This window comes from Streptomyces sp. NPDC043176, from assembly GCF_056436715.1.
On the sequence record NZ_JBWKCA010000040.1, the window covers coordinates 17,185 to 44,051 of the forward strand.

Below are 26,867 nucleotides of genomic sequence, written 5' to 3' on the forward strand. Positions count from 1 at the left end.
GGGCGCGACAGGACAGGTGTCAGCGCCGCCGCCGACCGGAAATCAGGGGCCCCGGTACGGGGCGGGTGGGTCAGACCTGGCTGCCGGAGAGGCGCTCGACGGCGCGCAGCAGGGCCGAGTGGTCCAGGCCGCCGTCGCCCTGCGCACGCAGGGAGGCGACGAGCTGGGCGACGACGGCGCCGACCGGGAGGGCCGCACCGACGTTGCGGGCGGCGTCGGTGACGATGCCCATGTCCTTGTGGTGCAGGTCGATCCGGAAGCCGGGCTTGAAGTCCCGGTTCAGGAAGTTGTCCTTCTTGCGGGTCAGCACGGTCGAGCCGGCCAGACCGCCGTTGAGGACGTCCAGGGCGGCCTGGAGGTTCACGCCGGACTTCTCGAGGAAGACGACGGCCTCGGCGCACGCCTGGATGTTGACCGCGACGATCAGCTGGTTGGCGGCCTTCACCGTCTGGCCGGAGCCGTGCGGGCCGCAGAGCACGATGGTCTTGCCGAGGGCCTCCAGGATCGGGAGGGCCTCGTCGAAGTCGGCCTGCTCGCCGCCGACCATGATCGAGAGCACGGCCTCGATCGCGCCGGCCTCGCCGCCGGACACCGGGGCGTCGATGACGCGGATGCCCTTCTCGGCGGCGTTCCTGGCGAGGTCCACCGAGGTCTGCGGGGTGATCGACGACATGTCGACGATCAGCGCGCCCCGCTTCGCGTTCTCCAGGATGCCCTCGGGGCCGTAGGAGATGGCCTCGACCTGCGGGGAGGCGGGCACCATCGTGATGATGACGTCGGCGTCCTTGACGGCCTCGGCGATCGACGCGGCGGAGGTGCCGCCGGCCTTGGCCAGCCGGTCCAGCTTGTCCTGCTCCAGCGTGAAGCCGGTGACCGGGTAGCCGGCCTTCAGGAGGTTCTCGGACATGGGGGAGCCCATGATGCCGAGACCGATCCACGCGATCTTGGGGAGGTTGCTCATGAGGGTGCCTCTCAAAACAAGGTGATACGGGGAGGGGGCCTGCGTCAGCGAGCCGGGCGGGCCTCGGCGGGCAGCCACTCGAAGGACGCGGCGGCGTCGGCGGCCTTGTACTCCAGGCCGACCCAGCCGTCGTAACCGGCCTTCCTCAGCTCGTCGAGGAGCTGCTCGAGCGGCAGGTCGCCGGTGCCCGGCGCGCCGCGGCCCGGGTTGTCCGCGATCTGGACGTGACCGGTCTTGGCCGCGTACTCCGCGATGACCCGGCCGACGTCCTCGCCGTTCATCGACAGGTGGTAGATGTCGAGGAGGAACTTGGCGTTGCCGAGGCCGGTGGCCGCGTTGACCTTGTCGACGACCTCGATCGCGGAGGGGGCGCTCACCAGCGGGTAGAGCGGCGACTCCGGCTTGTTGAGGGTCTCGACGAGGAGGATCGCGCCGATCCGGTCGGCCGCGCGGGCGGCCAGGACCAGGTTCTCCAGGGCGAGGGTGTCCTGGATCTGCGGGTCGACGCCCTCGACGCGGTTGCCGTAGAGCGCGTTCAGCGCCTTGCAGCCCACCGAGGCGGCGAAGTCGGCGGCCACCTCGATGTTGGCGCGGAAGCGGTCCGACTCCTCCCCGGGTACGGAGAGGGCTCCGCGGTCCGGGCCGGGGAGCTGCCCGGCGTAGAAGTTCAGGCCCACCAGCTGGGTGCCGGCGTCCTCGAGGGCTTTCTTGAGGGCGTCGAGCTCGCTCTGCTCGGGGGTGGCGGTGTCGATCCAGGGCCACCACAGCTCGACCGCGGTGAAGCCCGCCGCGGCGGCGGCCGCGGGGCGCTCCAGGAGCGGGAGTTCCGTGAAGAGGATCGACAGGTTCACATCGAAGCGCTGGTCCGTGTATCCCATGAGGGGCGGCGCTCCTTCCGTATTGCGGAAGTAAGTTTCTGTCTGACGGAATGTTGCAAGGGGGTTGCCGCACTTGTCAAGAGGTCCCCGCAGGTCCGGGGCTGCCGTCGGCCGGATCGGGGCCGTAGTTTGGGGCCATGGTGCGTTTGAGAGTGGAGTTCACGACCGAGCCGTTCGACCTCGACGAGGCGCCGGCGCATGCGGTCGTGGCCCGTGAGGTCATCCAGTCGGCCGAACTGGACGCGGTCGACGTCGGCCCCTTCGGCAACACGGCGGAAGGCGGCGCCGACGCGGTGCTCACCGCGGTCGACTCGCTGCTGCGCAAGTCGCTCGCGGCCGGTGCCACCCGCGTCTCGCTCCAGGTCAACGTGATCGGCGAGGGGGAGAAGTGAGCGAGCACCCCTTGGTGGCGGCGGTGAAGCCCCTGGTGGACGCCATGGGTGCCGAGCTGCTCGGCCCCGCGCAGGCGGAGGCCGACGACGTCGTCCTGTCCTGGGAGGGCGAGGACGTCCTCGCCGTACGGCTGCCGCAGCTGTCCGACTCCCTCGACCACATCCTCGCGGCGATGGAGCGGCGGCACGGGATGCCACTGGCCGAACTCGACCGCAAGGCCAAGCAGGAGGTCGTCCGCCTCCTGGAGGCACGAGGCGCCTTCTCCGTACGCCATGGGGTGGAGACGGTGGCCGGGGCACTGGGTGTCAGCCGGTTCACCGTGTACAACTACCTCAACAGGGAGACCGCCCTGAACAGGGAAAAGGCCGCCAAGAACGACTAGTTGATCATCTCTGGCCACAAGCCGTCGTCCGGATGTCGGGACGGCGGCTTTTGTGTGGCCGAGTTTTCAACAAAGTGTTGACGTTGTGTTGCGGAGGGCGTTAGCTATCCGCAGCCCGTCCGACGCACAGCGAAAAACAGCCACGGAGGCTTCCCGTGACTTCAGGAACGACACCGGGCCTCGCCCGGTTCAACACCTCGGCGGACAGCGAGGCCGTCGCCGCGCTCCACGAGGTGTGCTCCAGTTCGGCGTGGGGGAGCAAGCTCCTCGCCCAGCGCCCGTACGCCACCGCCGAAGCCCTCTTCCTCGCCAGCGACGCCGCCATGGCCGAGCTGACCGCCGAGGACCTGGCCGACGCGATGGCGGGCCACCCGCCGATCGGTCGTCCGAAGGAAGGGGACCCGACCTCCTCCCGCGAGCAGAGCGGGATGGCCGGCGCCTCCGCGGAGCTCAAGGCCGAGATGCTCGAACTCAACCTGGCCTACCAGGACAAGTTCGGTCATGTCTTCCTCATCTGCGCCACCGGCAGGACCGGCGAGCAGATGCGCGACGCGGTCCGCGAGCGGATCGGAAACTCGCCCGAGCGGGAGCGGGAGATCGTCCGCACCGAACTGGGCAAGATCAACCGCATCCGGCTGACCCGTCTCGTGGAGTCCCCCGAGACCCCCGAGACCCCCGAGACCTCCGAGGAAGAGAGCTCCGCATGAGCACCGACACCACCGCCTCGGTGTCCACGCACATCCTGGACACCAGCATCGGCCGCCCGGCCGAGGGCGTGGCCATCACGCTCGCGGCCCGCAGCGGCTCCGACGCGGAATGGGTCGCGCTCGGCGGCTCCGCCACCGACGCGGACGGGCGCTGCAAGGACCTGCCGGCGCTGCCGGAAGAAACCACCCACGTACGTCTCGACTTCGAGACCGAGACGTACTTCGCCAAGAAGCAAGCCGAGGCGCAGCAGGACGCCCCCCGCGTAAGGGACAGCGGTGCGTTCTTCCCGGAGGTGGCGATCACGTTCGCCGTCAAGCCGGGCGAGCACTACCACGTACCGCTGCTGCTCAACCCGTTCGGCTACTCCGTTTACCGAGGGAGCTAGCAGACATGCCCACGATTCTCGGCCAGAACCAGTACGGCAAAGCAGAGAACCGCGTCGTCAAGATCACGCGGGACGGCGCCACCCACCACATCAAGGACCTGAACGTCTCCGTCGCCCTCTCCGGCGACCTCGACGACGTCCACCTCACCGGCTCGAACGCCCACTGCCTCCCCACCGACACGACGAAGAACACCGTCTTCGCGTTCGCCAAGGAACACGGCATCGAGTCCGCCGAGCAGTTCGGCATCCACCTCGCCCGCCACTTCGTGACGAGCCAGGAGCCGATCAAGAAGGCGCGCATCCGGATCGAGGAGTACGCCTGGGAGCGCATCGCCCCCTCCGACGCCAACTCCAAGTTCATCGGCGCCGACGAGGTCAACCACTCCTTCGCCCGCAAGGGCCAGGAGACCCGCGTCACCCAGATCACCTACGACGGCGAGAAGTGGGAGGTCATCTCCGGCCTCAAGGACCTCGTCGTCATGAACTCCACCAACTCGGAGTTCTGGGGATACATCAAGGACCGGTACACCACCCTCCAGGAGGCGTACGACCGCATCCTGGCCACGCAGGTCTCGGCCCGCTGGCGGTTCAACTGGACCGACGACGACCAGCGCATGCCCAACTGGGAGCGGTCCTACGAGCAGACCAGGAAGCACATGCTCGAGGCCTTCTCGGAGACGTACTCGTACTCCCTCCAGCAGACGCTCTACCAGATGGCCACCCGCATCATCAACCACCGCTCGGAGATCGACGAGGTCCGCTTCTCGCTCCCGAACAAGCACCACTTCCTGGTCGACCTCGAGCCCTTCGGCCTCAAGAACGACAACGAGGTCTACTACGCCGCCGACCGCATGTACGGCCTCATCGAGGCCACCGTCCTCCGCGACGGAGCCACGGCGCTGATCCCGGTCGACATGACCAACCTCTAAGCGGCATCTGAGTGACGGCCCCGCCCGCCCGCAGTCGGGCGGGGCCCGCACCAGACCGGAGGGAACCTCCATGGCACAGCCTGCAATGGGGCCGGCATCCGCCGAAGGCCCGTGTTCCACCCCGCCGGACACCACCCACCAGGTCCATCCGGTGGACGAAAAGCTCCCCGTCTCGCGGCTCGTTCCCGCGGCACTCCAGCACATCGCCGCCATGTACGCGGGCGTCGTCACCCCTCCGCTGATCATCGGCCAGGCCGTCGGCCTCGACGCCGCCGGAATGACCCGGCTCATCGCGGCGAGCCTGCTCATCGCCGGCTGCGCCACCATCCTGCAGACCCTCGGCATCCGGCACCTCGCCGGCAACCGGCTCCCGTTCGTCAACGCCGCCTCCTCCGCCGGCATCGCCCCGATGCTCGCCATCGCCGAGACCAGCGCCCCGGGACACCGACTTCCCGCCATCTACGGCGCGGTGATGGTCGCCGGCGTCTTCTGCCTCGCCGTCGGACCCTTCTTCGGCAAACTCCTGCGCTTCTTCCCGCCCCTCGTCACCGGCGTCGTCATCACCCTCATCGGGGTCACCCTGATGCCCGTGCCCGTCGGCTGGGCCCAGGGCGGCGACAAGACCGCCGCCGACTTCGGCGCCATGAGGCACCTGGCCCTCGCCGGATTCACCCTCGTCGTCATCCTGCTCTTCCAGCGCTTCGGCAAGGGCTTCGTCAAGCAGATCGCCCTCCTGCTCGGCCTCCTCATCGGCACCCTCGCGGCCGTCCCCTTCGGCATGGCGGACTTCGGAGCCCTGCGCGAGGCACCCGTCGCGGCCCTGCCCGCGCCCTTCGCCTTCGGCGCCCCCGAGTTCCAGCCCGCCGCGATCCTCTCGCTCTGCATCGTGATGCTGGTCCTCATGACCGAGTCCAGTGCCGGCATGCTCGCCCTCGGCGAGATCTGCGAGCGCCGCAGCGACGGGAAGACCATCACCCGCGGCCTGCGCACCGACGGCATTGCCACCCTGCTCGGCCCCGTCTTCGGCGGCTTCCCCACCTCGGCCTTCGCCCAGAACGTCGGCGTCGTCTCGCTGACCAGGGTCCGCTCCCGGTACGTCGTCGCCGTCGCGGGCGGCGCCCTGATCGTCCTCGGCGCCTTCCCGGTCCTCGGCGCGGTCGTCTCGACGGTCCCGATGCCCGTCCTCGGCGGCGCCGGCATCGTCCTCTTCGGCTCGATCGCCGTCAGCGGCATCCGCACCCTGTCGGAAGCCGGACTCGACGACAGCTCCAACATCATCCTGGTGGCCGTCGCGCTCGGAGCGGGCATCATCCCGCTCGCCGCTCCCACCTTCTACGCCGGCTTCCCGGCCTGGGCGCAGACCGTGCTCGGCTCCGGCATCAGCGCGGGCGCGCTCGTCGCCGTCCTGCTCAACCTGTTCTTCCACCATCTCGGCACCCGGAGCCGTCACACCGCTCCGGCACTCAAATCCTCCTAGGGTCCTGCCGTGCCCGAACCATCCCCGAGGAATGAAGGAAGCACCGCCATGGCAGCACCTTCGGCAGCCCAGCGCATCGTCATCGAGAACGCGGCGATCGCGACCGTCGACGCGAACGACACCGAGTACGCCTCCGGCCACCTCGTCGTCGCCGACAACAGGATCGAGTCCATCGGCGCCGGCAAGGCGCCCGACGGCCTGGAGAACGTGGTCCGCCGGATCGACGCCACCGGCCATCTGGTGACGCCCGGTCTGGTCAACACCCACCACCACTTCTACCAGTGGATCACCCGGGGTCTGGCCACCGACCACAACCTCTTCAACTGGCTGGTCGCGCTCTACCCGACCTGGTCGCGCATCGACGAGTCGATGGTCCGCGTCGCCGCCCAGGGCTCCCTGGCGATGATGGCCCGCGGTGGTGTCACCACCGCCATGGACCACCACTACGTCTACCCCAAGAACTCCGGCGACCTGTCCGGCGCCATCATCGGCGCCGCCTCCGACATGGGCGTCCGCTTCACCCTCGCCCGCGGCTCGATGGACATGAGCGAGAAGGACGGCTTCCTGCCGCCGGACTTCGCGGTCGAGACCACCGAGGGCGCGCTCGCCGCGACCGAGGAGACGGTGAAGAAGTTCCACGACGCCTCCTTCGACGCGATGACGCAGGTCGCCGTCGCCCCCTGCTCCCCGTTCTCCATCTCGACCCAGCTGCTCAAGCAGGGTGCCGAGCTGGCCCGCCGGCTCGGGGTGCGGATGCACACCCACGGCTCGGAGACCGTGGAGGAGGAGAAGTTCTGCCACGAGCTCTTCGGCATGGGGCCGACGGACTACTTCGAGTCCACCGGCTTCCTCGGCGAGGACGTGTGGATGGCGCACTGCGTCCACATGAACGACTCCGACATCGCCGCCTTCGCCCGCACCGGCACCGGCGTGGCGCACTGTCCCTCCTCCAACGCGCGCCTCGCCGCCGGCATCGCCCGCGTACCGGACATGCTCAAGGCGGGCGTACCCGTCGGCCTCGGCGTCGACGGCACCGCCTCCAACGAGTCCGGCGAGCTCCACACCGAGCTGCGCAACGCCCTCCTCATCAACCGTCTCGGCGCCCACCGCGAGGCCGCGCTCAACGCCCGCCAGGCCCTCCGCCTCGGCACCTACGGCGGCGCGCAGGTCCTCGGCCGCGCCGACAACATCGGCTCCCTCGAAGCCGGCAAGCTCGCCGACTTCGTCCTCTGGAAGATCGACGGCCTCGGCCACTCCTCGATCGCCGACCCGGTCACCGCCGTCGTCTTCGGCGCGGCGGCCCCCGTCACCGCCTCCTTCGTCAACGGCAAGCAGATCGTCGAGAACAACCGACTGCTGTTCGCCGACGAGGAGCAGATCGCGCGCGACGCGCGCGCGGAGGCCCAGCGCCTGGCCCGCATCACGGCCCAGGGCTGACCCTCCCCACGGAGTCCGACCGGGGGGGACGGCCCTCGGTCGGTCGCCGCGGACCCGAGCGGGGTCCGCGGCAGCCTGACCGGGGGTGCCGTACGAAGAAGACGTACGGCACCCCCGGGACGGTGAAGCGTGCCCGCACCCCCACCGGGCCCCGTCCTCCCGCCGCACCCCCTCCGCGGCACACCTGCCCCACCCGCCCCACCCGCCCCACCCGCACCTCCCCGCAACGAGCCGCACCTCCTGCACCTCGCACCGCATCGCACCACCTCCCTGAACCCCGCGTCACCGCCGACGTGTAACCGACCGGAGGAACCGCCGTGGCCGCCAAGCCCCAGGTTCGCAATGCACCAGACGCAGGCTCCGCCCCCGAAGACCGTGAGAAGCATCCGGTCGACGAGACGCTGCCCCCACTCAAGATGCTCACCAGCGGCCTCCAGCACGTCGCCGCCATGTACGCGGGCGTCGTCGCCCCGCCCCTGATCGTCGGAGCGGCCGTCGGCCTCTCCGGCACCGAACTCACCTTCCTCACCGGCGCCAGCCTCTTCACCGCCGGCCTCGCCACCTTCCTCCAGACCCTCGGCGTCTGGAAGATCGGCGCCCGGCTGCCGTTCGTCAACGGCGTCACCTTCGCCGGCGTCGCACCGATGCTCGCGATCGTCGACACCACCGAGAACAAGGCCGACGCGCTCCCCGTCATCTTCGGCGCGATCATCGTCGCCGGACTCCTCGGCTTCCTCGCCGCACCGTGGTTCTCCCGGCTCGTGCGCTTCTTCCCGCCGGTCGTCACCGGCACCGTGATCACCCTGATCGGCGTCTCCCTCCTCCCCGTCGCGTTCGGCTGGGCCCAGGGGCCCAACCCGAAGGCCGAGGACTACGGTTCGACGACCTACCTCTCCCTCGCCGGCATCACGCTCGTCGTGGTCCTGCTGCTGCGCCGCTTCACCCGCGGCTTCGTCAAGCAGATCGCCGTCCTGGTCGGCCTCGTCATCGGCACCCTGATCGCCATACCCTTCGGCGTCACCGACTTCAGCCCCGTCACCGAGGCGGACATCGTCGGCTTCCCGTCCCCCTTCCACTTCGGCGCCCCGCAGTTCGCGCTCGCCGCGATCATCTCCATGTGCGTGGTCATGCTGGTCTCCATGACCGAGTCCACCGCCGACATGCTGGCCCTCGGCGAGATCGTCGACCGGCCCGCCGACGAGAAGACCATCGCGGCCGGACTGCGCGCCGACACCCTCGGCTCCGCGATCAGCCCCCTGTTCAACGGCTTCATGTGCAGCGCCTTCGCCCAGAACATCGGCCTGGTCGCCATGACCCGGATCCGCAGCCGCTTCGTCGTCGCCTGCGGCGGCGGCTTCCTCGTCCTGATGGGCCTCTCCCCGGTCGCCGCCTCGCTGATCTCGGTCGTCCCCAGGCCCGTCCTCGGCGGCGCGGGCGTCGTCCTCTTCGGCTCGGTCGCCGCCAGCGGCATCCAGACCCTGGTCAAGGCGGGCCTGGAGAAGGACAACAACGTGCTGATCGTGGCCGTCTCCCTGGCCGTCGGCATCATCCCGATCACCAAGCCGGACTTCTACCACGCCTTCCCCGAGACCGCCCAGATCATCCTGGACTCCGGCATCTCCACGGGCTGCGTCGCGGCCGTCCTGCTCAACGTGGTCTTCAACCACCTCGGCCGCCGACGTGACGACGACGACGTCACCGCCCCCATGGAGCCGGGCGAGGAGATCTCCGGCCACCACACCGTGAAGGCGGCGCACGTCCACTGAACCCGCCGCTCACCCCACCGCCCGCCCCGGTCCCCGCGCACGCCGCGGGGCCCGGGGCCGTGGTGCTCGTCAACCCCAACACCTCCACCACCACGACCGCGACGATGACCGCCATCGCCCGCCGCACCCTCGCCACCGCCCACCTCACCCCCGCCGTCCGCACGTGCCCCCACCCCTCCCCGGCCGCGCGCGCCCACCCCGGCTCCGCCCCCGCCCTGCCGGCCGGCGCCTGCCCGGGCTCCACCCCCGCCTGCCCGGGCTCCACCCCCGCCTGCCCGGGCTCCGCCCCCGCCCTGCCGGCCCGCGCCCTTTCCGTGCGCGGCGTCACCGTCTCCCGTGGTCCCGGCATGCTCACCGACCCGGCCGCGCTGCGGGCCGCGGCCCCCGAGGTCCTCGCGGAGGGACTGCGGGCCGTGGCCGAGGGCGGCTGCGCCGCGCTCCTCGTCGCCGCGTTCGGCGACCCGGGGGTCGACGAGCTCCGTGCGGCGACCGAGGTACCCGTGGTGGGTCTGGGAGAGGCGGCACTGGCCGAAGCGGCGGCGGGCGGCGCCCCGTTCGGCATCGCCACCACCACCCCGCTCCTCGCCGACGCCATCAACGCGCGGGTGGTGGCTCTCGGCCTCGCGGACCGGTACACGGGCCTCCGGCTCACCGCCGGCGCCCCCGAACGCCTCTCCGCGGACCCGGCCCTCCTCCTCGACCGGCTCGAACGGGCCGTCCGCGCCTGCGTCGAACGCGACGGCGCCCGGGCCGTCGTCATCGGCGGCGGCCCACTCGGCGAGGCCGCCGAGGAACTCCGCACCCGCTGCGCGATCCCGGTCGTCGCCCCGATCCCGGCGGCGATCCGCGCGATCACCCGCACGCTGACGGCCTGAGAACCGGGCCTCCCCCTCACCGCTCCACCGCGATGCGGCGACGGCACTCGTGGGCCAGTGCGGGGTACACGGCGGCGATCGCCTCGTACAGCCGCCGCCGGAGCAACCGCTCGGCCTCGCCGCGGCCCGTCGCGCCGTACAGGCCGTCGAGCAGGGCTTCGTACCGCGAGAGGGCGTGCCGCAGATAGCTCACCTGCCACCGCACCATGGATCCGGCGGGGGCTCCCGGCGGAGCCTCGGGCGAGGGCGAGGGCGAGGGCGAGGGCGAGGGCGAGGGCGTGGGTGAGGGCGAAGCCGGAAGCAAGGTCGAGGTCGAGGGCGAAGGCGGAAGCGAGGTCGAGGGCGTGGGTGTGGGCGAATGGCGTGCGGCCGGACTCCGGCCGGTGAGGAGGTGCCGGTGGCGGACGGCACGCCGCTCCAGTTCGGGGCCGGGGAGCCTGGGCACCTCGATCGGTTCCGTGCGGATCGCGGTGAGGACGGCGGCCCGTCGCCGCTGGGCGTGCGCGGCGGCGGCAGCGGAACGCGCGGATGACCACCCCGAGGTCTCGGTGAACTCGGGGGTCCGCTCGACGGTCTCCACCCGGGCCAGGAGGTAGAGCCGGACGGGCGTGAGGGACCAGCGGCGAGGGTCGCGCCCCTGCATGTCGGGAGTGCCGAGCAGGTCCCGCACCATCGTGTCGGTCCAGCCGCGCCGGCGTACCCCGGCGAAGGTCACATAGGTCGAACGGTCCGTCATGATTCCCCCCAGTTTTGATTACGGAGCGTTACCATCACAGTGAAGCGCACCCCACTGACAACGCCCTCCGGCGCAGGCCTTGCGGGGGTGTCGCCGATTGTGCGATATAGGTCTGGACCTTTTCGACGGACGGAGGCCGGCCCGTGCAACGCCCGCTCGCCGCAGCCCTGTTGGCAGCCCTCGGATTCGCCCTGACGCTCGCGCTCACCGCCTGCTCCGCCACCGCCGCACCCCGGGCGAAGGACACCCGGGCCCCCACCGTCCCCGTCGGCGTCACCGCGACCGCGGGCAGCGCGAGCACCGTCCACGTCATGTGGAGCGCGGCCGGTGACGACCGGGCGGTGACCGGCTACGCGGTCTACCGCGAGGGCCGCAAGGTCAGGGACCTCCCGGCGACCACCCTCATGACCGACGTCGTCGGCCTCGCCCCCGCCACCCGCCACACCTTCACCGTCCGCGCCCGCGACGCCGCCGGCAACGTCTCACCCCCGAGCGCCCCCGTCACCGCGACCACCCTCCCGGCCGCCGCCGAGGACCGCACACCCCCGAGCGCCCCCACCGCCCTCCGTGCCACCCCCGACGGCAGCCGCGCCGCCACCCTCCGCTGGGCCCCCGCCCGCGACGACACCCGGGTCACCGCGTACGACGTCTACCAGGCCGACACCCGCATCCACACCGTCCCCGGCACGGCCACCACCGCCCGTCTCACCGGCCTGCGCCCCGGCACCGCCTACGCGTTCACCGTCCGCGCCCGCGACGCCGCCGAGAACTCCTCCCCGGACAGCACCCCGGCCGACCTCACCACCGCGCCCGCCCCCGGCGCGCCCCCGAACACCGCCCCCGGGCACCTCACCGCCACGGCCGCCAAGGGCGAGATCACCGTCACCTGGACGCCGCCGGACACCGGCGCCCCCGTCACCCACCACGAACTCCACCTCGACGGCCGCTTCGCCACCACCATCGTCTGGGGCACCACACCACCTCCCGGCCGCGCCACCTACACCTTCCCCGTCCCCGACCCCCCGGGCACCCGTTACACCCTCACCCTCCGCGCCCGACTCCCCGACGGCACCTGGGGCGACTTCTCGGCACCGCGAACGGTCGTCGTGCGCTGACGAGGAACGCCGGACCCCAACTCCACTGAGTTTGGCCGAAATCGCACCCTTTCGCGCTCAACCGCCGCCCCCCACCCTGCGATCAGGAGAGGGGACTGGTTGCTGGGGGGCGCCGATGACCGAGCCGATCTACGTACCCGCGCTGCCCGCCCGGCGGAGCGCGCTCGCCGCGTACGGCGGACTGACACCCGACGTCCGCGCGGCCCTCGTACCGCTCTGGACCATCCCGCCCCGCCACGGCCCCGAACGGACCCCCGGCCGAGTACCGAGCCACCCCACAGCCGACACCGACACCGACCCCGGCACTGACAGCGAAGCCGAAGCCGAAGTCGGCGCCAAGGCCAAGGCCAAGGCCAAGGCCACCCACCCCGACGCCCTCGCCGGTCACATGCGCCGAGCCCTGGCCCGGATAGCGCAGGCCCAGCGCGGCCGCCCCGCATGGGTCGACACCTGCCACGTGGAGAGCGGGCTCCGCGCCTTCGAGGCGGGCCCGCCGCCGCTGCGGCCGGTGACCGGCGCCGAGCGCCCCGCGTGGCAGCAGGTGGCCGGCGCCGAAGCGGCGGCCGCGGGCGGCAGCGGGCTCGGCGTCCGGGTACGCGCGGTGCATACGGCGGCCGACGAGCGGTGGGCGGAAGGCGTCGGCCGCCTCCTGGACCGGATCGCGTTCGCGCGCTGCCCCCTGGACCTCCTCGTTGACCTGGGCCGGGTGGTCGACGGCGCCGACCACCCGGCCCTCCACCGGGCGCTCCGCGCCCTGGAACTCCTCGTGCCGCTCCATCCCTGGCGGTCCGTCGTCGTACTCGCCGGCTCCTTCCCCCGGACCCACCCCGAGGGGTACGGAGCCCCCCTCACCGAGACCGGACGGGCCGACCGGGACCTTCGCGATCTGCTGCGTCACGCCATCGGCGGCCGTGGCCCCCAGCCGCTGTACGGGGACTACGGAGCGCACGATCCGGCGAGCGCCGACCGGGTCTCGGACACGGGGGACGACCCCTTCCGCGGAGCGCTGCGCTACACGACCGCCCGCACCTTCCTCGTGGGCGGGATACGCGCCGACGGACCCGACCACCACCTCGCCGTCCGCGCGCACGCCCGCGAGATCGTCGGCACCACCGACTTCAGGGGAGCGGCGTACAGCCTCGGCGACCGCTGGCTCCAGGCCTGCGCCGACGGCAGGGGCCTCGCGGGCACGGGCCACCCGGACGCCTGGATCTGCGCCGGCCACCTCCAGCACCTGACCCACGTGGCCCGCGAACTCCGCCGGAACCCCTGACCGCGCCCGCCGACACACCTGGTCGAGGCGGCTTGCCGCCCGGAAGGACCGGCCCGGAACTACCCTGGGAAGCGTGGCCGAGACCGTACTCACCAACACCGGACTCGACAGGTTCCTCGAACTCCTCGACGGAACACCCGAGCGCCGGGATCCCGTTTTCACGCGCGCCGCCGAGGCGGTGCTGGGTCTTCTCTCCCTCCGGGGGGCCGACCGTGGCACGGGAGTGCCCGAGCCGACGCCCGGACTCGTGCGGCAGCTGCTGATGGAGGACCTGCCGACGTTCGTGTACGCGCCGCCGGGCGAACTCGCGGCGTATCCGGCGGTCCTGGGGGCGCTCGCGGCGCGGTTCGACGGCGGGCGCGGAGAACGGATCGCGACCGTGGTCGCCGAGACGGGGCCCGACTTCGAGCGGGCCATGAACGACCCCGGAAACCTGACCTGGCACCGCTGGTACGCCTCGCTGCTGCGCAGCTGCGGCGCCGACCTCGCGGATCCCGAGGACGTGCGGCGCAGGCTCGCCGCCCTGGACGGGGCGCCGCTGCCCGACGGGGTGCACCGGGCGGACCTCATGGGGCGGACGGCGCTGGCGGACGTCCTGCTGGCGGAGGCGCTCACCAGGGCTTACGTGCGGGACGCCGAGGCGCCGCCGCCCACGGGCCCGCTGCTCACCGACCACGACGTCGCCACGGGCATCGGGCAGGTGGCGGCCGCGCTCCAGGACCGGTGGACCGCCGCCGGGCTGGCCGAGCAGCTCGCCGGACCGTACGCGCGGTTCGCGCCGGGACCCGACGCCTTCCCCCACCTCGTGCTGGCCGACGCGCTCCTGGACGAGCACCTGGACTACTACGGAGACTCCGCCACGCCCGTCCCCCCGCCGCCCGCACTGGAGGCCGGGGCGGGCCCCGGCGCCGTCGAGGCGGACGCCGACGTGCTCATCGCCGCCGTCGAGGAGCTCGCGGAGGAGGAGTTCGAGCCCTACGGCGGCGAGGCCCCGCACCTGCTGTACGCGGTCTACCAGCGCGGCTGCTCCGCGGAGTCCGTCGCCCGCAAGGCCGCCGAGTACGAGGACTGGGCCGTCGACCCGGCGCTGGAGGACCTGCCCGTGGCGGTGCCCGCGGAGGCGCCGGCGGAGTACGCGACCCCGCCCCTGCCGGAGCTCGTACGGCTCCTCGGCACGGCGGAGCTGGACGAGGCCGACCGCGCCCGGCTCGAAGGACCCGCCGGGGAGTTGGCGGCGGCCGTGGACCGGCTGGCCGCCACGGGCCTGGTGTTCCGCAGCGGTGACGCCTTCGGCCTGACCCCGCGGGGCGCGGGCGTCGTGCGGTACCTGCTCCGGGTGCGCGGGGTCGTCGCGCCCGACGCCGCCCAGGCCGCCGCGTGGAGCGCGCCGGTCATGGTCGCCGCCGCCGCGGGCTGGCCCGCGTGCGTCGCCGCGCGCGTGCTCGCCGACTGGCTCCACGCGCGCGGGGACACCGTCGAGGCCTGGTCCGCCCTGCTCGCCGCCCTCGGCACCGTCCACGCCGGCACGGCCGAGGCGGCCGCCGTCCGGGGCCTCTTCGCCGCCCTGGACACCGCCGCGGCCCCCGCCGACGCCCTGCGCGGAGCCCTCCGCGACCCGGTCGTCGGCGCGTACGCCCTCCAGGCCCTCCGCGACCGGGACGAGCCCGCGGACCCCATCCAGGTGCGGACCTCCGCGCGCGCCCTCCACGTGCTCGACGCGCTGCCCGGCAAGAAGGGGCCCCTGGAGGTCCGCCGTACCGCCTTCGACGAGGCGGCGGCCGCCTGGCCCGGCGGCTCCGCCGCCCTCGTCCAGGCGATGACGGCGGCGGACCGCCACGAGACCCGGCGAGTCCTCGCCCCGCTGGGCATCACCGTGACCTGACCCCCGCGCGGGCGGGGTCCGCCCGCGCGGGGTGCGACCGAACGGGGTGCGACCGAACGGGGTCCGCAGGCCCACCCCGGTCGGCCTCAGCCCGTCGTGAGGTACATCCCCGAGGCTCCCGCTCCGGCGGTGTTCCGGCAGCTCCGGTTCCCCGTCGGGACGGCCTGGATGAGCGCGAGGCAGCGGCCGAGGGCCTGCTGGCCGTACGCGTTGGGGTGCATGGACTCCTGCACGAGCCCCTGGGTGCTCTGGCTGTCGATCCAGCGCGCCCACTCGCTGGTGGTGGCGGACGCGGGCACCGTGGAGGTCACCTGCTTGCTGGCCTTCGCGCAGACCTCACGCCCCTGCAGCACGTCGCGCAGATCCATGAACTGCACGCCCTTCGCGGTGGCGACGCCCTTCAGCCGGTTGGCGAGCTGGGGGACGAGGGAGTCGCGCGCCCAGTCGGAGTCGGCGTTCCAGAAGGGGCAGCCGCCGGTGTTGGTACGCGTCCAGCCGCTCTCGCCGTACCGGTTGTCGGCGGCGCGGGGGATGGGCGACGGGTACGACTGGAGGACGATCCGGTAGTCGGAGGCGGCGTACCCGGCGGCGGTCATGACCGCCCGGATCTCGTCGACGGACTTGCCGACGGCGGCCATCACTCCGTCGATCTTCGCGTCGACCTCGGCCTGCTGGTCGTCGTGGCAGTACGAGTACCAGACGATGTAGTCGGTCGCGCAGGTGGTGATGATGTCGGCGAAGCCGAGGTCGTTGCCGCCGATGGAGAGCGCGATCAGCTCCACGTCGTTCGCGGCGGCCACCGCCGCGAGCTGGTCGGCCTGCGGGGCCTCGCCCTTGTAGGCCTGGCCGCCCTGGGAGGCGCGGATGACGTTCTGCGTGGTCGCGCCGGAGCAGGCGAGGTTGATCAGGGAGCTCGCGATGGGTCCGGCGCTCCTCACCTCGGAGACGTCCGAGCGGTGGCAGCCGCCGGCGGTGGACCCGTACACCCGGGACGGGTCGTATCCGCTCCCGGTCCAGGCCCGGTCGGTGCCGTTGCGGCTGCCGGAGTTGGTGAGGCTGTTGCCGAGCCACCGGCCGGCCTCTCCGGAGATGTAGCTGTCGCCCATGGCGACGACGGCGGTGGGGCCGCTGCCGTTGGAGGCGTGGGCGGACGGGGCGGCGACGGAGGCGAGCCCGGCGGCGGTACACAGTGCCAGGAGTGCGCGCAGCGCACGGTGGGGCGACGAAGGCATGGCTGTGCTCCTGCGGTACGCAGTGACGTGGGGGACAGCCGCCGGCGCCGGTGGCATGGCGGAATCTGACACGTCCCGGCTTGTTACCGCTAGGTAGCTGCATATCTCGGTTCCGTCACGTCCCCTGTGCCCCACCAGGCCCCACGCCGAGGCCCCGCCCCCGGAGCTGTGCGTTCACCGGGGACGGGGCCTGTGCGGAGGGCAGGAGTCAGCCGGTCAGCTGCTCGTACGCGGGAAGGGTGAGGAAGTCGGCGTAGTCGGCGTCGAGGGAGACGTGGAGGAGGAGGTCGTGGGCCTGCTGCCACTTGCCGGCCGCGAAGGCCTCCTCGCCGATCTCGGCGCGGATGGCGTCGAGCTCCTGGGCGGCGACCTTGCGGGCCAGCTCCGGGGTGGCCTTCTCGCCGTTCTCGAAGACGACGCCGGCGTTGATCCACTGCCAGATCTGGGAGCGGGAGATCTCCGCGGTGGCCGCGTCCTCCATGAGGTTGAAGATGGCGACGGCGCCGAGGCCGCGGAGCCAGGCCTCGATGTAGCGGGTGCCGACCTGGACGGCGCTGACGAGGCCGTCGTAGGTGGGCTTGGCGTCGAGGGAGTCGATGGCGATGAGGTCGCCGGGGGCGACGGAGACGTCCTCGCGGAGGCGGTCCTTCTGGTTCGGCTTGTCGCCGAGGACGGCGTCGAAGGAGGCCATGGCGATCGGCACGAGGTCGGGGTGGGCGACCCAGGAGCCGTCGAAGCCGTCGCCGGCCTCGCGGTCCTTGTCGGCCTTGACCTTCTCGAAGGCGACCTTGTTGACCTCGGCGTCCTTGCGGGACGGGATGAAGGCCGCCATGCCGCCGATCGCGTGCGCGCCCCGCTTGTGGCAGGTGCGGACGAGGAGTTCGGTGTAGGCGCGCATGAACGGAGCCGTCATCGTGACCGCGTTGCGGTCCGGCAGGACGAACCTGGCGCCGCCGTCACGGAAGTTCTTGACGATGGAGAAGAGGTAGTCCCAGCGGCCCGCGTTGAGGCCGGCGGCGTGGTCGCGGAGCTCGTAGAGGATCTCCTCCATCTCGTACGCGGCCGTGATGGTCTCGATGAGGACCGTGGCGCGGACGGTGCCCTGCGGGATGCCGACGTAGTCCTGGGCGAAGACGAAGACGTCGTTCCAGAGGCGGGCCTCCAGGTGCGACTCCGTCTTCGGGAGGTAGAAGTACGGGCCCTTGCCGAGGTCGATCAGGCGCTGGGCGTTGTGGAAGAAGTAGAGGCCGAAGTCGACGAGCGCGCCGGGCACCGGGCGTCCGTCGAAGGTGAGGTGGCGCTCTTCCAGGTGCCAGCCGCGGGGGCGCATGACGACCGTGGCGAGCTGGTCGGCGGGCTTGAGGGCGTACGACTTGCCGGAGCGGGGGTCGGTGAAGTCGATGTTCCGCGTGTAGGCGTCGATCAGGTTGACCTGGCCGAGGACCACGTTCTCCCAGGTCGGCGCGGAGGCGTCCTCGAAGTCGGCGAGCCAGACCCGCGCGCCGGAGTTGAGCGCGTTGATCGTCATCTTGCGGTCGGTCGGGCCCGTGATCTCGACGCGGCGGTCGTTCAGGGCCGCGGGGGCCGGCGCGACCTTCCAGGAGTCGTCGGCGCGGATCGCCGCGGTCTCCGGCAGGAAGTCCAGGGTGGACGTGCGAGCGATCTCGGCGCGGCGCTCCGCCCGGCGGGCGAGGAGCTCGTCCCGGCGCGGGGTGAACCGCCGGTGCAGTTCGGCGACGAAGGCCAGAGCTGCTTCCGTGAGCACCTCTTCCTGGCGCGGCAGGGGCTCGGCATCGACGACGGCCAGGGGGGACGGCGCTGGTGCGGACATGAACTGTCACTTCCTTCAGCGGACTTCACGGGCGGTGCCAGGCGGCCGCCGGGCGTCGCGGGACGGCACGGAGTGCCGGAGGCGCCGAGATACGGCCGCGAGCGCCTTCTGAACGAGCAGGCGCTTCTGAACAGTGGATACTAGTTTCCTCATGGTGGAAGTTCAATGGTTTGTTGATGTCGAGATTCTCCGGATCGACAGAACGTGGCGCTCAGTGCCAGCCCCTTCACTCCAGATGGAACAGATCCGCCTCCGTGTCGATGTCATAGGGCTCGGCCACATCCGAACAGTCCACCGGGGTGATCGCATCCCGGTGCGCCGCCAGATAGTCCCGCGCCCCCCGGTCGCCCACCGCCGCCGCCGCGATGCCCGCCCAGTGCCCGGCGCCGAACAGCACCGGATGCCCCCGCTCGCCGTCGTACGAAGCCGCCGCCAGCGTGTCCCGCGAGCCGTACGCCGCCCGGACCCGGGCCACGGCCTCCACCCCGATCCCCGGCTGGTCGACGAGCAGCACCAGCGCCGCGTCCGCCCCGCGCGCGTCGGCGGCGAGCGAGGCGAGCCCGGCCCGCAGCGAGGAACCCATCCCCTCCGCCCAGTCCGGGTTGTCCACCAGTACGCACCCGGGCAGCTCCGCCCGCTCCCGTACGGCATCGGCCGACGCCCCGAGCACCACGTGCACCACCTCGCACCCGGCCCCGCGCAGCACCTCCACGGCATGCTCGACCAGCGGCCGCCCCCGGTGCGCGAGCAAGGCCTTCGGCCGCCCCCCGAGGCGCCTTCCGCCCCCCGCGGCGAGCAGGAGTCCGGCGACGACGGGGCTTCGATCCTCTGCGGAAGTCATGGGGACTGCATACCTCATGAGACGGAATCACACGGTCGCCTGAATTCCGTCCACCAAGGGTGGCGCGCCGGGGTGGCGAAGGAGTTAACTGGCCCGCGGCTCACGGCGCCCGGCCGCCGTCCGGGGGGTCGGCTCGGGGTGCCCGGAGTGTTCGTCGTACGGAGTTCTGCGCACGGTGTCGTGCGAGGGGGAGAACCATGTTGCGAAGCGTGGGGCAGAGGCGAGTGACCGGCGAGGGCGTGGACCCCAGGGTGGCCGAACTGCGGTCCGCCGTGTCCCGGCTCAGGCGCGAACTGGCCGCACACCGGGTCGAGTTCGCCGACCGGGGGATCGCCGAGGACGAACTCGCCGCGCTGGACGCCATGGCGCTCAGCGGTGACCCCGAGGTACGGCGGCTGCGCCGCTCGCTGCTGCTCGTCGCCGGCTCCGTCGGCTCCGTCAGCGCCCTCGCCGAGGGACTCGCCGGGGTCAGACGCGCGGTCGAGCTCTTCGGGCCGCCGCAGCCCGGGCAGTAGGGGTGTCCTGTCGATCGGGCCGGATCAGGGCGCAACGCCAGGCGCCAGGAGCCCGGCCCGATCGACAGGACACCCCGCCCACCCCTCCGGGTACCCCGGAGGGGTTTCCGTGGCTCCTGTGCGGTGGCCGATCCCCACAGAACACTTCCATCCTTGAGGGAAGGCCCCTCCCCGGCGGGCGGGCCGGAAGGCGGTGGTGGATGTGGAGGTCACGGATGACGAGAGTCAGCGGGACGTGCCGCTCGCCGGTGGCGCCGACCCGTTGGGAGACCCGTTCCTGAGGACCCGATTCGCCCTGCCGGGCCGGCCCGGCACGTTCCTGCGCCGCGACCGTCTGGTCCGGCACCTGGGGCAGGCCCTGACGACCCCGCTGACCCTGGTCAACGGCAGCGCGGGGGCCGGGAAGACCCTCCTGGTCGCCGACTGGGCCGCGAACCTGGGGCGACCGCCCGCGTGGCTGACGCTCGACGCCGAGGTCGAGGGGCCGGGGATGTTCTGGGCCCACCTGCTCCAGGCCCTGAACGCCGGTGGCGTACCGCTGCCGACCGCGATCGGCCTTCCCGCCGACGCCACCCGCGTCCACCACACGCTCCTCAGCCGAACCGCCTGGGAACTCGCCGCGCGCGACCGGCCGGCCGTCCTGGTGATCGACGAGTTCGACCGGATGACCGACCCCGAGACCGCGCGACAGCTCGAGTTCGTCCTGCGGCACGCGCGGCGGGGACTCCGCCTCGTCCTCGTCAGCCGCACCGAACCCCTCCTCCCGCTCCACCGCTACCGCCTCGCCGGTGAGATGACCGAGATCAGGGACGCCGAGCTGGCCTTCACCGACGAGGAGGCGGTCGAGCTCCTGGAACTGCACGGACTGCCCCTGTCCGTCCCGGTGGCCGGGGCCCTGGTGGAGCGCACCCGGGGCTGGGCGGCGGGACTCCGGCTGAGCGCCCTGGCGGCGCGGTCGAGCCCGGACCCCGAGCTCTACCTGAAGGAGTTCGAGGCGGGACGCGGGACCATCGCCGACTTCCTGCTGGCCGAGGTGCTGGAACGCCAGCCCCCCGAGACCCAGGACCTGCTCCTGCGGATCAGCGTGCTGGACCGCTTCTGCCCCGACCTGGCCGACGAACTGACCCAGCGGCGGGACGCCGCGACGATCCTGGCGGGACTGCACCGGGCGAACGCCTTCGTCGAGGACTTCGGGCACGGCTGGTACCGGCTCCATCCGCTGTTCCAGGAGATCCTCCGGGCCCATCTGCGCCGGCGCGCCCCCGGGCTCGAGACGCAACTGCACCGGAGCGCCGCGCACTGGCTACGGCGCTCCGGCATGCTGCCCGAGATGCTGACCCACGGCGCCGCCGCGCAGGAGTGGACGTACATCGCCGGGGCCCTCGTCGAGGATCTGGCGATCGGGCAGCTCTTCACCGGCCTGGGCGCCGGCGAGACGGCGGACCGGTTCGCCGGGATGGAGGGGGAGACGCCCGACCCGGCCACGAACCTCGTCCGCGCCGCGTGCGAACTGTCCCGGTCGGATCTCGACGGAGGCCTCGCGCATCTGCGCACCGCGGCCGAACAGCTGGCGGCCGACGGCCGCGGCACCCCGGCGGTCCGGATGAGCCACGCCCTCGTCGAGGCACTGGCCGGGCGGCTGGCCGGCGCGCCCCACCTCGCGGAGGAAGCCATGCGGTCGGCCCGGGAGCTGATGCCGCGGCTGCCCGCCCGACTGCTGGACGGACACCCGGAACTCGGCGCCCTGCTGCTGACCCACGCGGGCTCGTCCCGGCTGTGGGCCGGACGCTTCGACGAGGCCCGGGAGGCTCTCACCGCGGTGACCCGCGGTCCCCGCACGGCCTCCACGGTGCTCCCGCGGCTGGAGGCACTGGAACGCCTGGCGCTCCTCGACCACCTCGACGGACGGCCGGGCGCGGCGGAACGCAAGGTGCTCGCGATGACGGCCGAGGCCCAGCGGTACGGCCTCGTCCCGCCGTGGGGTTCCGGACTGGGACAGCTGGTCATGGCCGCGGTCGCCTTCGGCCGGGACGATGTCGACCTGGCCGAGGCCCTCCTCGCCCGGACGCCCGATCCGCCGTCGCTCGACCCGGTGGTGGCCGCGGCCCTACGCGTGGGGACGGCGCGCGTCCTCCTGGCGCGGGGCCGCACGAGCGCCGCTCTGGCCGCGGCGACCCGGGCCGTCCCCGCCGCCGACGCCTCGCCCTGGGCGCAGGGCCGCGCCGCACTGGTCGTCTCGGACGTCCACCTGGCCGAAGGCCGCCCGGACGCGGCCGTCGAAGCCCTCCGCGAGTTCGCCGGCGACCAGCCGCTGTGCACGGTCGGCGCGGCGCGGGCCCACCTCGCCGCCGGGGACCCCGGCACGGCCGTCCGCCTGCTCGACGGCCTCGCGGCCCACGGCCGGCGGGGGCCCGCGGTGGCCGTACCGGCCGCGCTGGTACGGGCCCAGGCGGCGGCGCTGGGGGGAGACCCCGCCACCGCCCGCAGGCTGCTCGCGCAGGCCCTCGCCGACGGCCGCCGCGAAGAGCTCAGGCGCCCCTTCCGGACCGCCGGGCCGTGGCTCGGCCCGTTCCTGGCCGAGCCCGCGCTGCGGGCACTGGCCGCCGGATGGCTCGTACCCGACGGGAAGTCGCCGGGCGGGCCGGCGAGGGGCGGACCGGGGCGGGACGGCCCCGAGCCCGCGGCGCCGGCGGAGGAGCTCAGCGGCCGGGAACGCGAGGTCCTGGAGCGGCTCGCCCAAGCCATGTCGACGGAGGACATAGCCGCCGACCTGTACGTGTCCGTGAACACCGTGAAGACCCACCTCAAGAGCGTCTACCGGAAGCTGTCGGTCCACCGGCGCAACGACGCCGTCCGCCGCGCCCGCGACCTGCGGCTCCTGTGATCGGACGTCCGGAGTCCGTACGACGGATGCCACGCGCTCTCACCCGCCGCGGGTGAGGCGGCGGGCGACCGTTTCGGATGTGATGGCGGCGAGGGTGGGCTCACCCATCCGCTGCCGCCGACCCAGGCGGCCCGGCCCGGCGAGGTGGCGACCGTGAGGAAATGGCGCGCTCTGATGGTGCTGGGGACGGCCCAGTTCCTGATGGTGCTGGACACCGCAGTCATGAACGTCTCCATCAGCCAGTTGGTGGACGACTTCGACACCGAGGTGACCGCCATCCAGGCCGTCATCACGCTGTACGCCCTGGTCATGGCCGCCTTCATGATCATCGGAGGCCGGTTCGGGGACATCCTGGGCCGGCGCCGCGTCTTCCTGATCGGCATGACGGTCTACGGCGTCGGATCGGCCCTGACCGCCGTCGCCCCCACCCTCGGGGTGCTGGCCGTCGGATGGTCGGTCATCGAGGGGCTCGGCGCCGCCCTGGTGCTCCCGTCCATGGCGGCCCTCGTCGCCGAGTCCTACCGGGGCCGCGACCGCTCCGTCGCGTACGGCGTCATCGGGGGCCTGGCCGGCGCCGGCATCGCGGTCGGTCCGCTGCTCGGCGGCTGGGTGACGACGTACCTCACCTGGCGCCTGGTCTTCGCGGGCGAGGTCGTGGTGGTGCTGGCCGTCCTGCTCCTGCGGCGGGCGATCCCCGAACCGGCCCCCGTCACCCGGCGTCCCGGCCTGGACGTCGTCGGCGCCGTGCTGTCGGCGGCGGGCCTGGGCCTCGGCGTCCTCGGCGTGCTGCAGAGCAGCACCTGGGGATGGGTGGAGCCGCGCAACCCACCCTTCACGATCTTCGGCTTCGCCCCCACGGTGTTCGTCATCGGTGCCGGGGTGGTGGTCCTGTTCCTCTTCCGGGTCTGGGAGGAACGCCGGGAGGCGAGCGGCGCCGACCCCCTGGTCCACCTGGCCCTCCTCGGCAGGCCCACCCTGCGGTCCGGGCTGATGACCCTGCTGAGCCAGAACCTGATCCTGCTGGGACTGTTCTTCACCATCCCGCTCTACCTGCAGGTGGTCCAGGGGCTCGACGCCTTCGAGACGGGACTGCGGCTGCTGCCGGTCTCCGTCACCATGCTCGCGGCCTCCCTGGGCGCGGCGAAGCTCGGGCGCAGACTGGGCCCGCGAAGGATCGTACGCATGGCCCTGCTCCTGCTCCTCGCCGCCATCGCCTGGCTCCTCGGCACCATCGACCCCGTCGTCGACGACGCCCAGTTCTTCGGGGCCATGGCGCTCCTCGGCCTCGGCATGGGGCTGCTCGCCTCGCAGCTCGGCAACGTCGTCCAGTCCAGCGCGAACGAGCGCGAGCGCAGCGAGGTCGGCGGCCTGCAGTTCACCGCCCAGAACCTGGGTTCCGCCCTGGGCACGGCCCTCATCGGATCCGTGCTGATCGGAGCCCTGGCCCAGGCGTTCACCAGCCACGTGGAGGACGACCCGAGGCTCTCGGACGAGGCGCGCCGCCAGACGAGCGTCGCCCTGGAGGCCGGGATCAGCTTCGTCTCCACCGACCAGGTCCGCTCGGCGGCGGAGAGCGCGGGGCTTCCGCCCCAGGAGGTGCAGGCCGTCACCGACTCGTACGCCTCGGCCCAGCTCGGCGGCCTCAAGGCGGCCGTCCTCGCGACCGGCGGCATCACCCTCGCCAGCCTCCTGGTGACACGAGGTCTGCCCGGCCCCGCCGGGGCCGCAGGCGCGCGCAGCGACCGGGAGACCGCCGGCCCCAACCCGCCGGAGCCCGACCCCGACGGCCCGTGACTCACCCGCGCGGGGTGAGGCCGCGGGAGGCACCGAGGCGGACCATCGGAGCAAGGACGCGACCGGAACGAGGACACGAGGACTCGGGGTCGCGACCGGAACGAGGACACGGAGGGCGCGACCCGAACGGTGGCACGAAGGGCGCGACCCGACGACGAAGGAAACGGGAGGGCACGACCGGCACGACCGGAACAGGACACGACCGGAACAGGAGACGACCGGAGCAGGGCACGACCGGCCAGGTGGGAGCCAACCCGGGAGGGCACGCCATGCAGTACGAGATCCGCGTCGACGGCCTCATGTCGGAGACGCTGATCGGATCCTTCCCCGAACTGGAGCACGTGATGATCTCCGGCCAGACGGTGCTGTACGGCCCGCTCGTGGACGAGGCTCACCTCTACGGCCTGCTGGCCCGCTTCCAGTCGCTCGGACTGCACGTGACGGAACTGCGGCAGCTGCCGGAATGACCGAGGTCATCCCGGCGGGAGAAGGACCCGGAAACGGAGCGGAGACATGGACACACCGACGTACCTCGCCTACGACTATCCACTGCTGAGCATGTTCTGGACCATGCTGTGGCTCTTCCTGTGGGTCCTGTGGTTCATCCTGCTCTTCCGGATCATCGCCGACATCTTCCGCGACGACAGCATGAGCGGCTGGGGCAAGGGCGGCTGGCTCGCCTTCGTCATCCTGCTGCCGTTCCTCGGCGTGCTCGTCTACGTGATCGCCCGCGGCAAGACCATGGGACGCCGGGAGATCGACCACGCCCGTGAGAAGCAGCAGGCCTTCGACGCCTACGTCCGCGAGACCGCCGGCGGCGCCGCTCGTCCCAGCAGGGCCGAGGAACTCGGCCGACTCGCCGACCTCCGCACCCGGGGTGACATCAGCGAGGAGGAGTTCCAGAGGGCCAAGAGCCTCGTCCTGCACGACGACCGCCCGTCCGCGCCCGCCGACGCCACCACGACCCGCGGTTGAGACGGGCCGGGGAGAAGGAGAGACCGACATGAACGCCACGCACACCCCTCCCGCGTCATCGGCGAAATACGCCTGGGCCGGAGGCCTCCGGGTCTTCGCCGCCGTCATGCTCGCCCTCGCCGGCCTGTTCGGCATCTTCCGCGGGATCATGGCCATCGCCGAGGACGAGGTCTTCGTCACCACGCCGAACTACGTCTTCAAGTTCGACCTCACCGCCTGGGGCTGGATCCATCTCTGTCTCGGCATAGTCGCCCTGCTGGTCAGCGTCGGACTCTTCCAGCCGGCCACCTGGGCGCGGTACACCGGCGTGGGCATCGCCGCGCTGGTCATCATCGCCAACTTCCTGTCGCTGCCGTACTACCCGTGGTGGTCCGCGATCATGATCCTGATGTCCGGGTTCATCATCTGGGCCCTGTGCGTCGACCCGGGCGACGACACGGGCGTCTCCGGTCGTCCCGTCGGCGGGAGGCAGCCGTGAACGACCTGAAGTTCGAGCGGAAGAGCCCCATGACCCGTACCGAGGCCGCCGACCTGCTCGACGCACTCGCCGGAGCGCTCAGATCGGGCAAGGAGGCCGAGCTCCCGCTGGGGCACGGCGTGCTGAGCCTGCGGGTCCCCGACGAACTCCGCAGCGAGGTGGAGTTCGAGGTCGACGACGGCGAGATCGAGCTGGAGATCGAGCTGAAGTGGCCGATCGGGGGCGGTTCACGCGACCGGGCCGCCCCCACGGGGAAGGCCGACAGGACGGAGGCGCCGGAGAAGAAGGCCGAGCCCGAGGGCAAGGGCAAGGGCAAGACCAGGGCAGTGGTCAAGAGCATGACCGAGGCCAAGGCCAAGGCGGAGCCGAAGAGGTCCGAACCGAAGGTCAGGCCCGAGCCGAAGACCAAGGCAGAGCCGAAGAAGACCAAGGCAGAGCCGAAGAAGCCCGAGGTCCGGACCAAGCCCGATGCCAAGACGGCCAAGCCCGATGCCAAGACGGCCAAGCCCGATGCCAAGACGGCCAAGACCGGGTCGCCCGGGTCCGCCCCGCGGGGACGTAAGTCCACGTCACCCGCCAAGTCGAGGCGCCCCGCGGCGAAGTCCGCGTGAGTCGTTTCCCGCTCGGGGGCGGGGTGTCCTGTTCACCCGCTTGGCCTGGTCGCCGTGCCGGTGCCGCCGGGCACGAGTTGGGTGGTCATCAGGACACCCCGAGAACGGAACTGCCATGTACGAGATGCACATCGCGCCCGATGACTCCAGCGGCCTTCTGGTCTGGCACGTGATCGCCAAACAGGCGGGCAGCAGCCTCTGCGGCCAGACCGTCGACCGTGACGCGGACGGGGTGCGGACGGACCGGCACTGTCTGCCGTGCATGCAGTCGTTCCAGGAGCTGATGGCGGCCCGGACCGACTCGCCGGCCTAGACGAGTAAGTCCGAAGTCTTCGGGCGCATGAAGCGAGGGCCTCGTTGGTTCGTGTGTGACGACAAACCTCGAAACCCTCGCGACTGCACTGTACGTGAAGGTCGATGACTCTCTGGCAGGAACGCGGCGGACAGGCCGTCCGCCGAGGCTGACGGATGCCGAGCTGTTGACGCTCGCGGTGATGCAGGCCGTGCTC

The 26,867-nt window shown here is 72.3% G+C and carries 26 protein-coding genes and 1 pseudogene; 21 read left to right on the forward strand and 6 right to left on the reverse strand.

All coding sequences use genetic code 11. From position 1 onward, the window contains the following. Nucleotides 1-70: 70 nt before the first annotated feature. Nucleotides 71-961 (reverse strand): 2-hydroxy-3-oxopropionate reductase, encoded by an 891-nt coding sequence (locus AC067A_RS35985; protein WP_479247612.1) that lies wholly within the window; start codon nucleotides 959-961, stop codon nucleotides 71-73. A 44-nt stretch (nucleotides 962-1,005) separates the two neighbouring features. Then, a complete protein-coding gene (locus AC067A_RS35990; protein WP_479247613.1) occupies nucleotides 1,006-1,839 on the reverse strand; it encodes a TIM barrel protein in 834 nt (277 codons plus the stop codon). Between the two features lie 140 nt (nucleotides 1,840-1,979). On the opposite strand from AC067A_RS35990, the gene AC067A_RS35995 reads away from it, so the two are divergent. The 9 genes from AC067A_RS35995 (at nucleotide 1,980) to AC067A_RS36035 (ending at nucleotide 10,191) form a co-directional block, all read left to right on the forward strand. Beyond that, the gene (locus AC067A_RS35995; RefSeq protein ID WP_033204009.1) at nucleotides 1,980-2,231 is read left to right on the forward strand and encodes a YkoF family thiamine-binding protein; all 252 of its coding nucleotides are present in this window, start codon (nucleotides 1,980-1,982) and stop codon (nucleotides 2,229-2,231) included. A gap of 44 nt (nucleotides 2,232-2,275) precedes the next feature. Continuing rightward, the gene (locus tag AC067A_RS36000; RefSeq protein ID WP_479247653.1) at nucleotides 2,276-2,614 is read left to right on the forward strand and encodes a helix-turn-helix domain-containing protein; all 339 of its coding nucleotides are present in this window, start codon (nucleotides 2,276-2,278) and stop codon (nucleotides 2,612-2,614) included. Between the two features lie 155 nt (nucleotides 2,615-2,769). Beyond that, entirely contained in the window at nucleotides 2,770-3,321 is a 552-nt protein-coding gene (gene uraD, locus AC067A_RS36005) for a 2-oxo-4-hydroxy-4-carboxy-5-ureidoimidazoline decarboxylase (protein ID WP_479247615.1), read from the forward strand. Further along, nucleotides 3,318-3,707 (forward strand): hydroxyisourate hydrolase, encoded by a 390-nt coding sequence (gene uraH / locus AC067A_RS36010; RefSeq protein WP_384569743.1) that lies wholly within the window; start codon nucleotides 3,318-3,320, stop codon nucleotides 3,705-3,707. The genes uraD and uraH overlap by 4 nt, the downstream gene beginning before the upstream one ends. A gap of 5 nt (nucleotides 3,708-3,712) precedes the next feature. Further along, nucleotides 3,713-4,636 carry a factor-independent urate hydroxylase gene (pucL, locus tag AC067A_RS36015; RefSeq protein WP_479247618.1) on the forward strand — a complete coding sequence of 308 codons (924 nt, stop codon included), beginning with the start codon at nucleotides 3,713-3,715 and terminating at the stop codon, nucleotides 4,634-4,636. 70 nt (nucleotides 4,637-4,706) lie between these two features. Further along, entirely contained in the window at nucleotides 4,707-6,113 is a 1,407-nt protein-coding gene (locus tag AC067A_RS36020; protein WP_479247619.1) for a nucleobase:cation symporter-2 family protein, read from the forward strand. A 48-nt stretch (nucleotides 6,114-6,161) separates the two neighbouring features. Continuing rightward, nucleotides 6,162-7,550 (forward strand): 8-oxoguanine deaminase, encoded by a 1,389-nt coding sequence (locus AC067A_RS36025; RefSeq protein WP_479247621.1) that lies wholly within the window; start codon nucleotides 6,162-6,164, stop codon nucleotides 7,548-7,550. Between the two features lie 317 nt (nucleotides 7,551-7,867). Further along, nucleotides 7,868-9,316: a nucleobase:cation symporter-2 family protein gene (locus tag AC067A_RS36030; protein WP_479247622.1), complete on the forward strand. Its 1,449-nt coding sequence runs from the start codon at nucleotides 7,868-7,870 to the stop codon at nucleotides 9,314-9,316. 59 nt (nucleotides 9,317-9,375) lie between these two features. Further along, nucleotides 9,376-10,191, forward strand: a complete 816-nt coding sequence (locus AC067A_RS36035; RefSeq protein ID WP_479247624.1) for an aspartate/glutamate racemase family protein — start codon at nucleotides 9,376-9,378, stop codon at nucleotides 10,189-10,191. Between the two features lie 16 nt (nucleotides 10,192-10,207). On the opposite strand, the gene AC067A_RS36040 is transcribed toward AC067A_RS36035, so the two are convergent. Further along, complete coding sequence (locus AC067A_RS36040) at nucleotides 10,208-10,927, reverse strand: hypothetical protein (RefSeq protein WP_479247627.1); 720 nt, start codon at nucleotides 10,925-10,927, stop codon at nucleotides 10,208-10,210. 143 nt (nucleotides 10,928-11,070) lie between these two features. Between AC067A_RS36040 and AC067A_RS36045 the strand changes: the two genes are divergently transcribed. From AC067A_RS36045 to AC067A_RS36055, 3 genes are all read left to right on the forward strand, one after another. Next, nucleotides 11,071-12,042: a fibronectin type III domain-containing protein gene (locus tag AC067A_RS36045; RefSeq protein ID WP_479247629.1), complete on the forward strand. Its 972-nt coding sequence runs from the start codon at nucleotides 11,071-11,073 to the stop codon at nucleotides 12,040-12,042. Nucleotides 12,043-12,157: 115 nt separating this feature from the next. Further along, nucleotides 12,158-13,315 (forward strand): beta family protein, encoded by a 1,158-nt coding sequence (locus AC067A_RS36050; RefSeq protein WP_479247631.1) that lies wholly within the window; start codon nucleotides 12,158-12,160, stop codon nucleotides 13,313-13,315. A gap of 73 nt (nucleotides 13,316-13,388) precedes the next feature. Further along, a complete protein-coding gene (locus AC067A_RS36055) occupies nucleotides 13,389-15,197 on the forward strand; it encodes a hypothetical protein (protein WP_479247633.1) in 1,809 nt (602 codons plus the stop codon). A gap of 86 nt (nucleotides 15,198-15,283) precedes the next feature. On the opposite strand, the gene AC067A_RS36060 is transcribed toward AC067A_RS36055, so the two are convergent. The 3 genes from AC067A_RS36060 to AC067A_RS36070 all read right to left on the reverse strand — a co-directional run bounded on the left by AC067A_RS36060 (nucleotide 15,284) and on the right by AC067A_RS36070 (nucleotide 19,101). Beyond that, the gene (locus AC067A_RS36060; protein WP_479247634.1) at nucleotides 15,284-16,429 is read right to left on the reverse strand and encodes a GDSL-type esterase/lipase family protein; all 1,146 of its coding nucleotides are present in this window, start codon (nucleotides 16,427-16,429) and stop codon (nucleotides 15,284-15,286) included. Between the two features lie 208 nt (nucleotides 16,430-16,637). Next, nucleotides 16,638-18,260: a malate synthase A gene (gene aceB, locus AC067A_RS36065; protein WP_479247636.1), complete on the reverse strand. Its 1,623-nt coding sequence runs from the start codon at nucleotides 18,258-18,260 to the stop codon at nucleotides 16,638-16,640. 226 nt (nucleotides 18,261-18,486) lie between these two features. Then, on the reverse strand, nucleotides 18,487-19,101 hold the full coding sequence (locus tag AC067A_RS36070) for a nucleotidyltransferase family protein (protein WP_479247637.1): 615 nt from the start codon (nucleotides 19,099-19,101) through the stop codon (nucleotides 18,487-18,489). Nucleotides 19,102-19,298: 197 nt separating this feature from the next. Between AC067A_RS36070 and AC067A_RS36075 the strand changes: the two genes are divergently transcribed. From AC067A_RS36075 to AC067A_RS36115, 9 genes and pseudogenes are all read left to right on the forward strand, one after another. Continuing rightward, nucleotides 19,299-19,616 (forward strand): DUF5955 family protein, encoded by a 318-nt coding sequence (locus tag AC067A_RS36075; RefSeq protein ID WP_479247639.1) that lies wholly within the window; start codon nucleotides 19,299-19,301, stop codon nucleotides 19,614-19,616. 196 nt (nucleotides 19,617-19,812) lie between these two features. Further along, complete coding sequence (locus tag AC067A_RS36080) at nucleotides 19,813-22,500, forward strand: winged helix-turn-helix domain-containing protein (RefSeq protein WP_479247654.1); 2,688 nt, start codon at nucleotides 19,813-19,815, stop codon at nucleotides 22,498-22,500. A gap of 153 nt (nucleotides 22,501-22,653) precedes the next feature. Continuing rightward, complete coding sequence (locus AC067A_RS36085) at nucleotides 22,654-24,294, forward strand: MFS transporter (protein WP_479247641.1); 1,641 nt, start codon at nucleotides 22,654-22,656, stop codon at nucleotides 24,292-24,294. Between the two features lie 269 nt (nucleotides 24,295-24,563). After that, on the forward strand, nucleotides 24,564-24,761 hold the full coding sequence (locus tag AC067A_RS36090; RefSeq protein ID WP_479247642.1) for a hypothetical protein: 198 nt from the start codon (nucleotides 24,564-24,566) through the stop codon (nucleotides 24,759-24,761). Between the two features lie 46 nt (nucleotides 24,762-24,807). Beyond that, nucleotides 24,808-25,269, forward strand: coding sequence for an SHOCT domain-containing protein (locus tag AC067A_RS36095; protein WP_479247644.1), 462 nt, complete (start codon nucleotides 24,808-24,810; stop codon nucleotides 25,267-25,269). Nucleotides 25,270-25,297: 28 nt separating this feature from the next. After that, nucleotides 25,298-25,747 carry a DUF7144 family membrane protein gene (locus tag AC067A_RS36100; RefSeq protein ID WP_479247645.1) on the forward strand — a complete coding sequence of 150 codons (450 nt, stop codon included), beginning with the start codon at nucleotides 25,298-25,300 and terminating at the stop codon, nucleotides 25,745-25,747. After that, nucleotides 25,744-26,358 (forward strand): amphi-Trp domain-containing protein, encoded by a 615-nt coding sequence (locus tag AC067A_RS36105; protein WP_479247647.1) that lies wholly within the window; start codon nucleotides 25,744-25,746, stop codon nucleotides 26,356-26,358. The genes AC067A_RS36100 and AC067A_RS36105 overlap by 4 nt, the downstream gene beginning before the upstream one ends. 115 nt (nucleotides 26,359-26,473) lie before the next feature. Then, entirely contained in the window at nucleotides 26,474-26,671 is a 198-nt protein-coding gene (locus AC067A_RS36110) for a hypothetical protein (protein WP_479247648.1), read from the forward strand. A gap of 55 nt (nucleotides 26,672-26,726) precedes the next feature. Further along, nucleotides 26,727-26,867 (forward strand): annotated as a pseudogene (locus AC067A_RS36115) (IS982 family transposase); the annotation flags it as partial.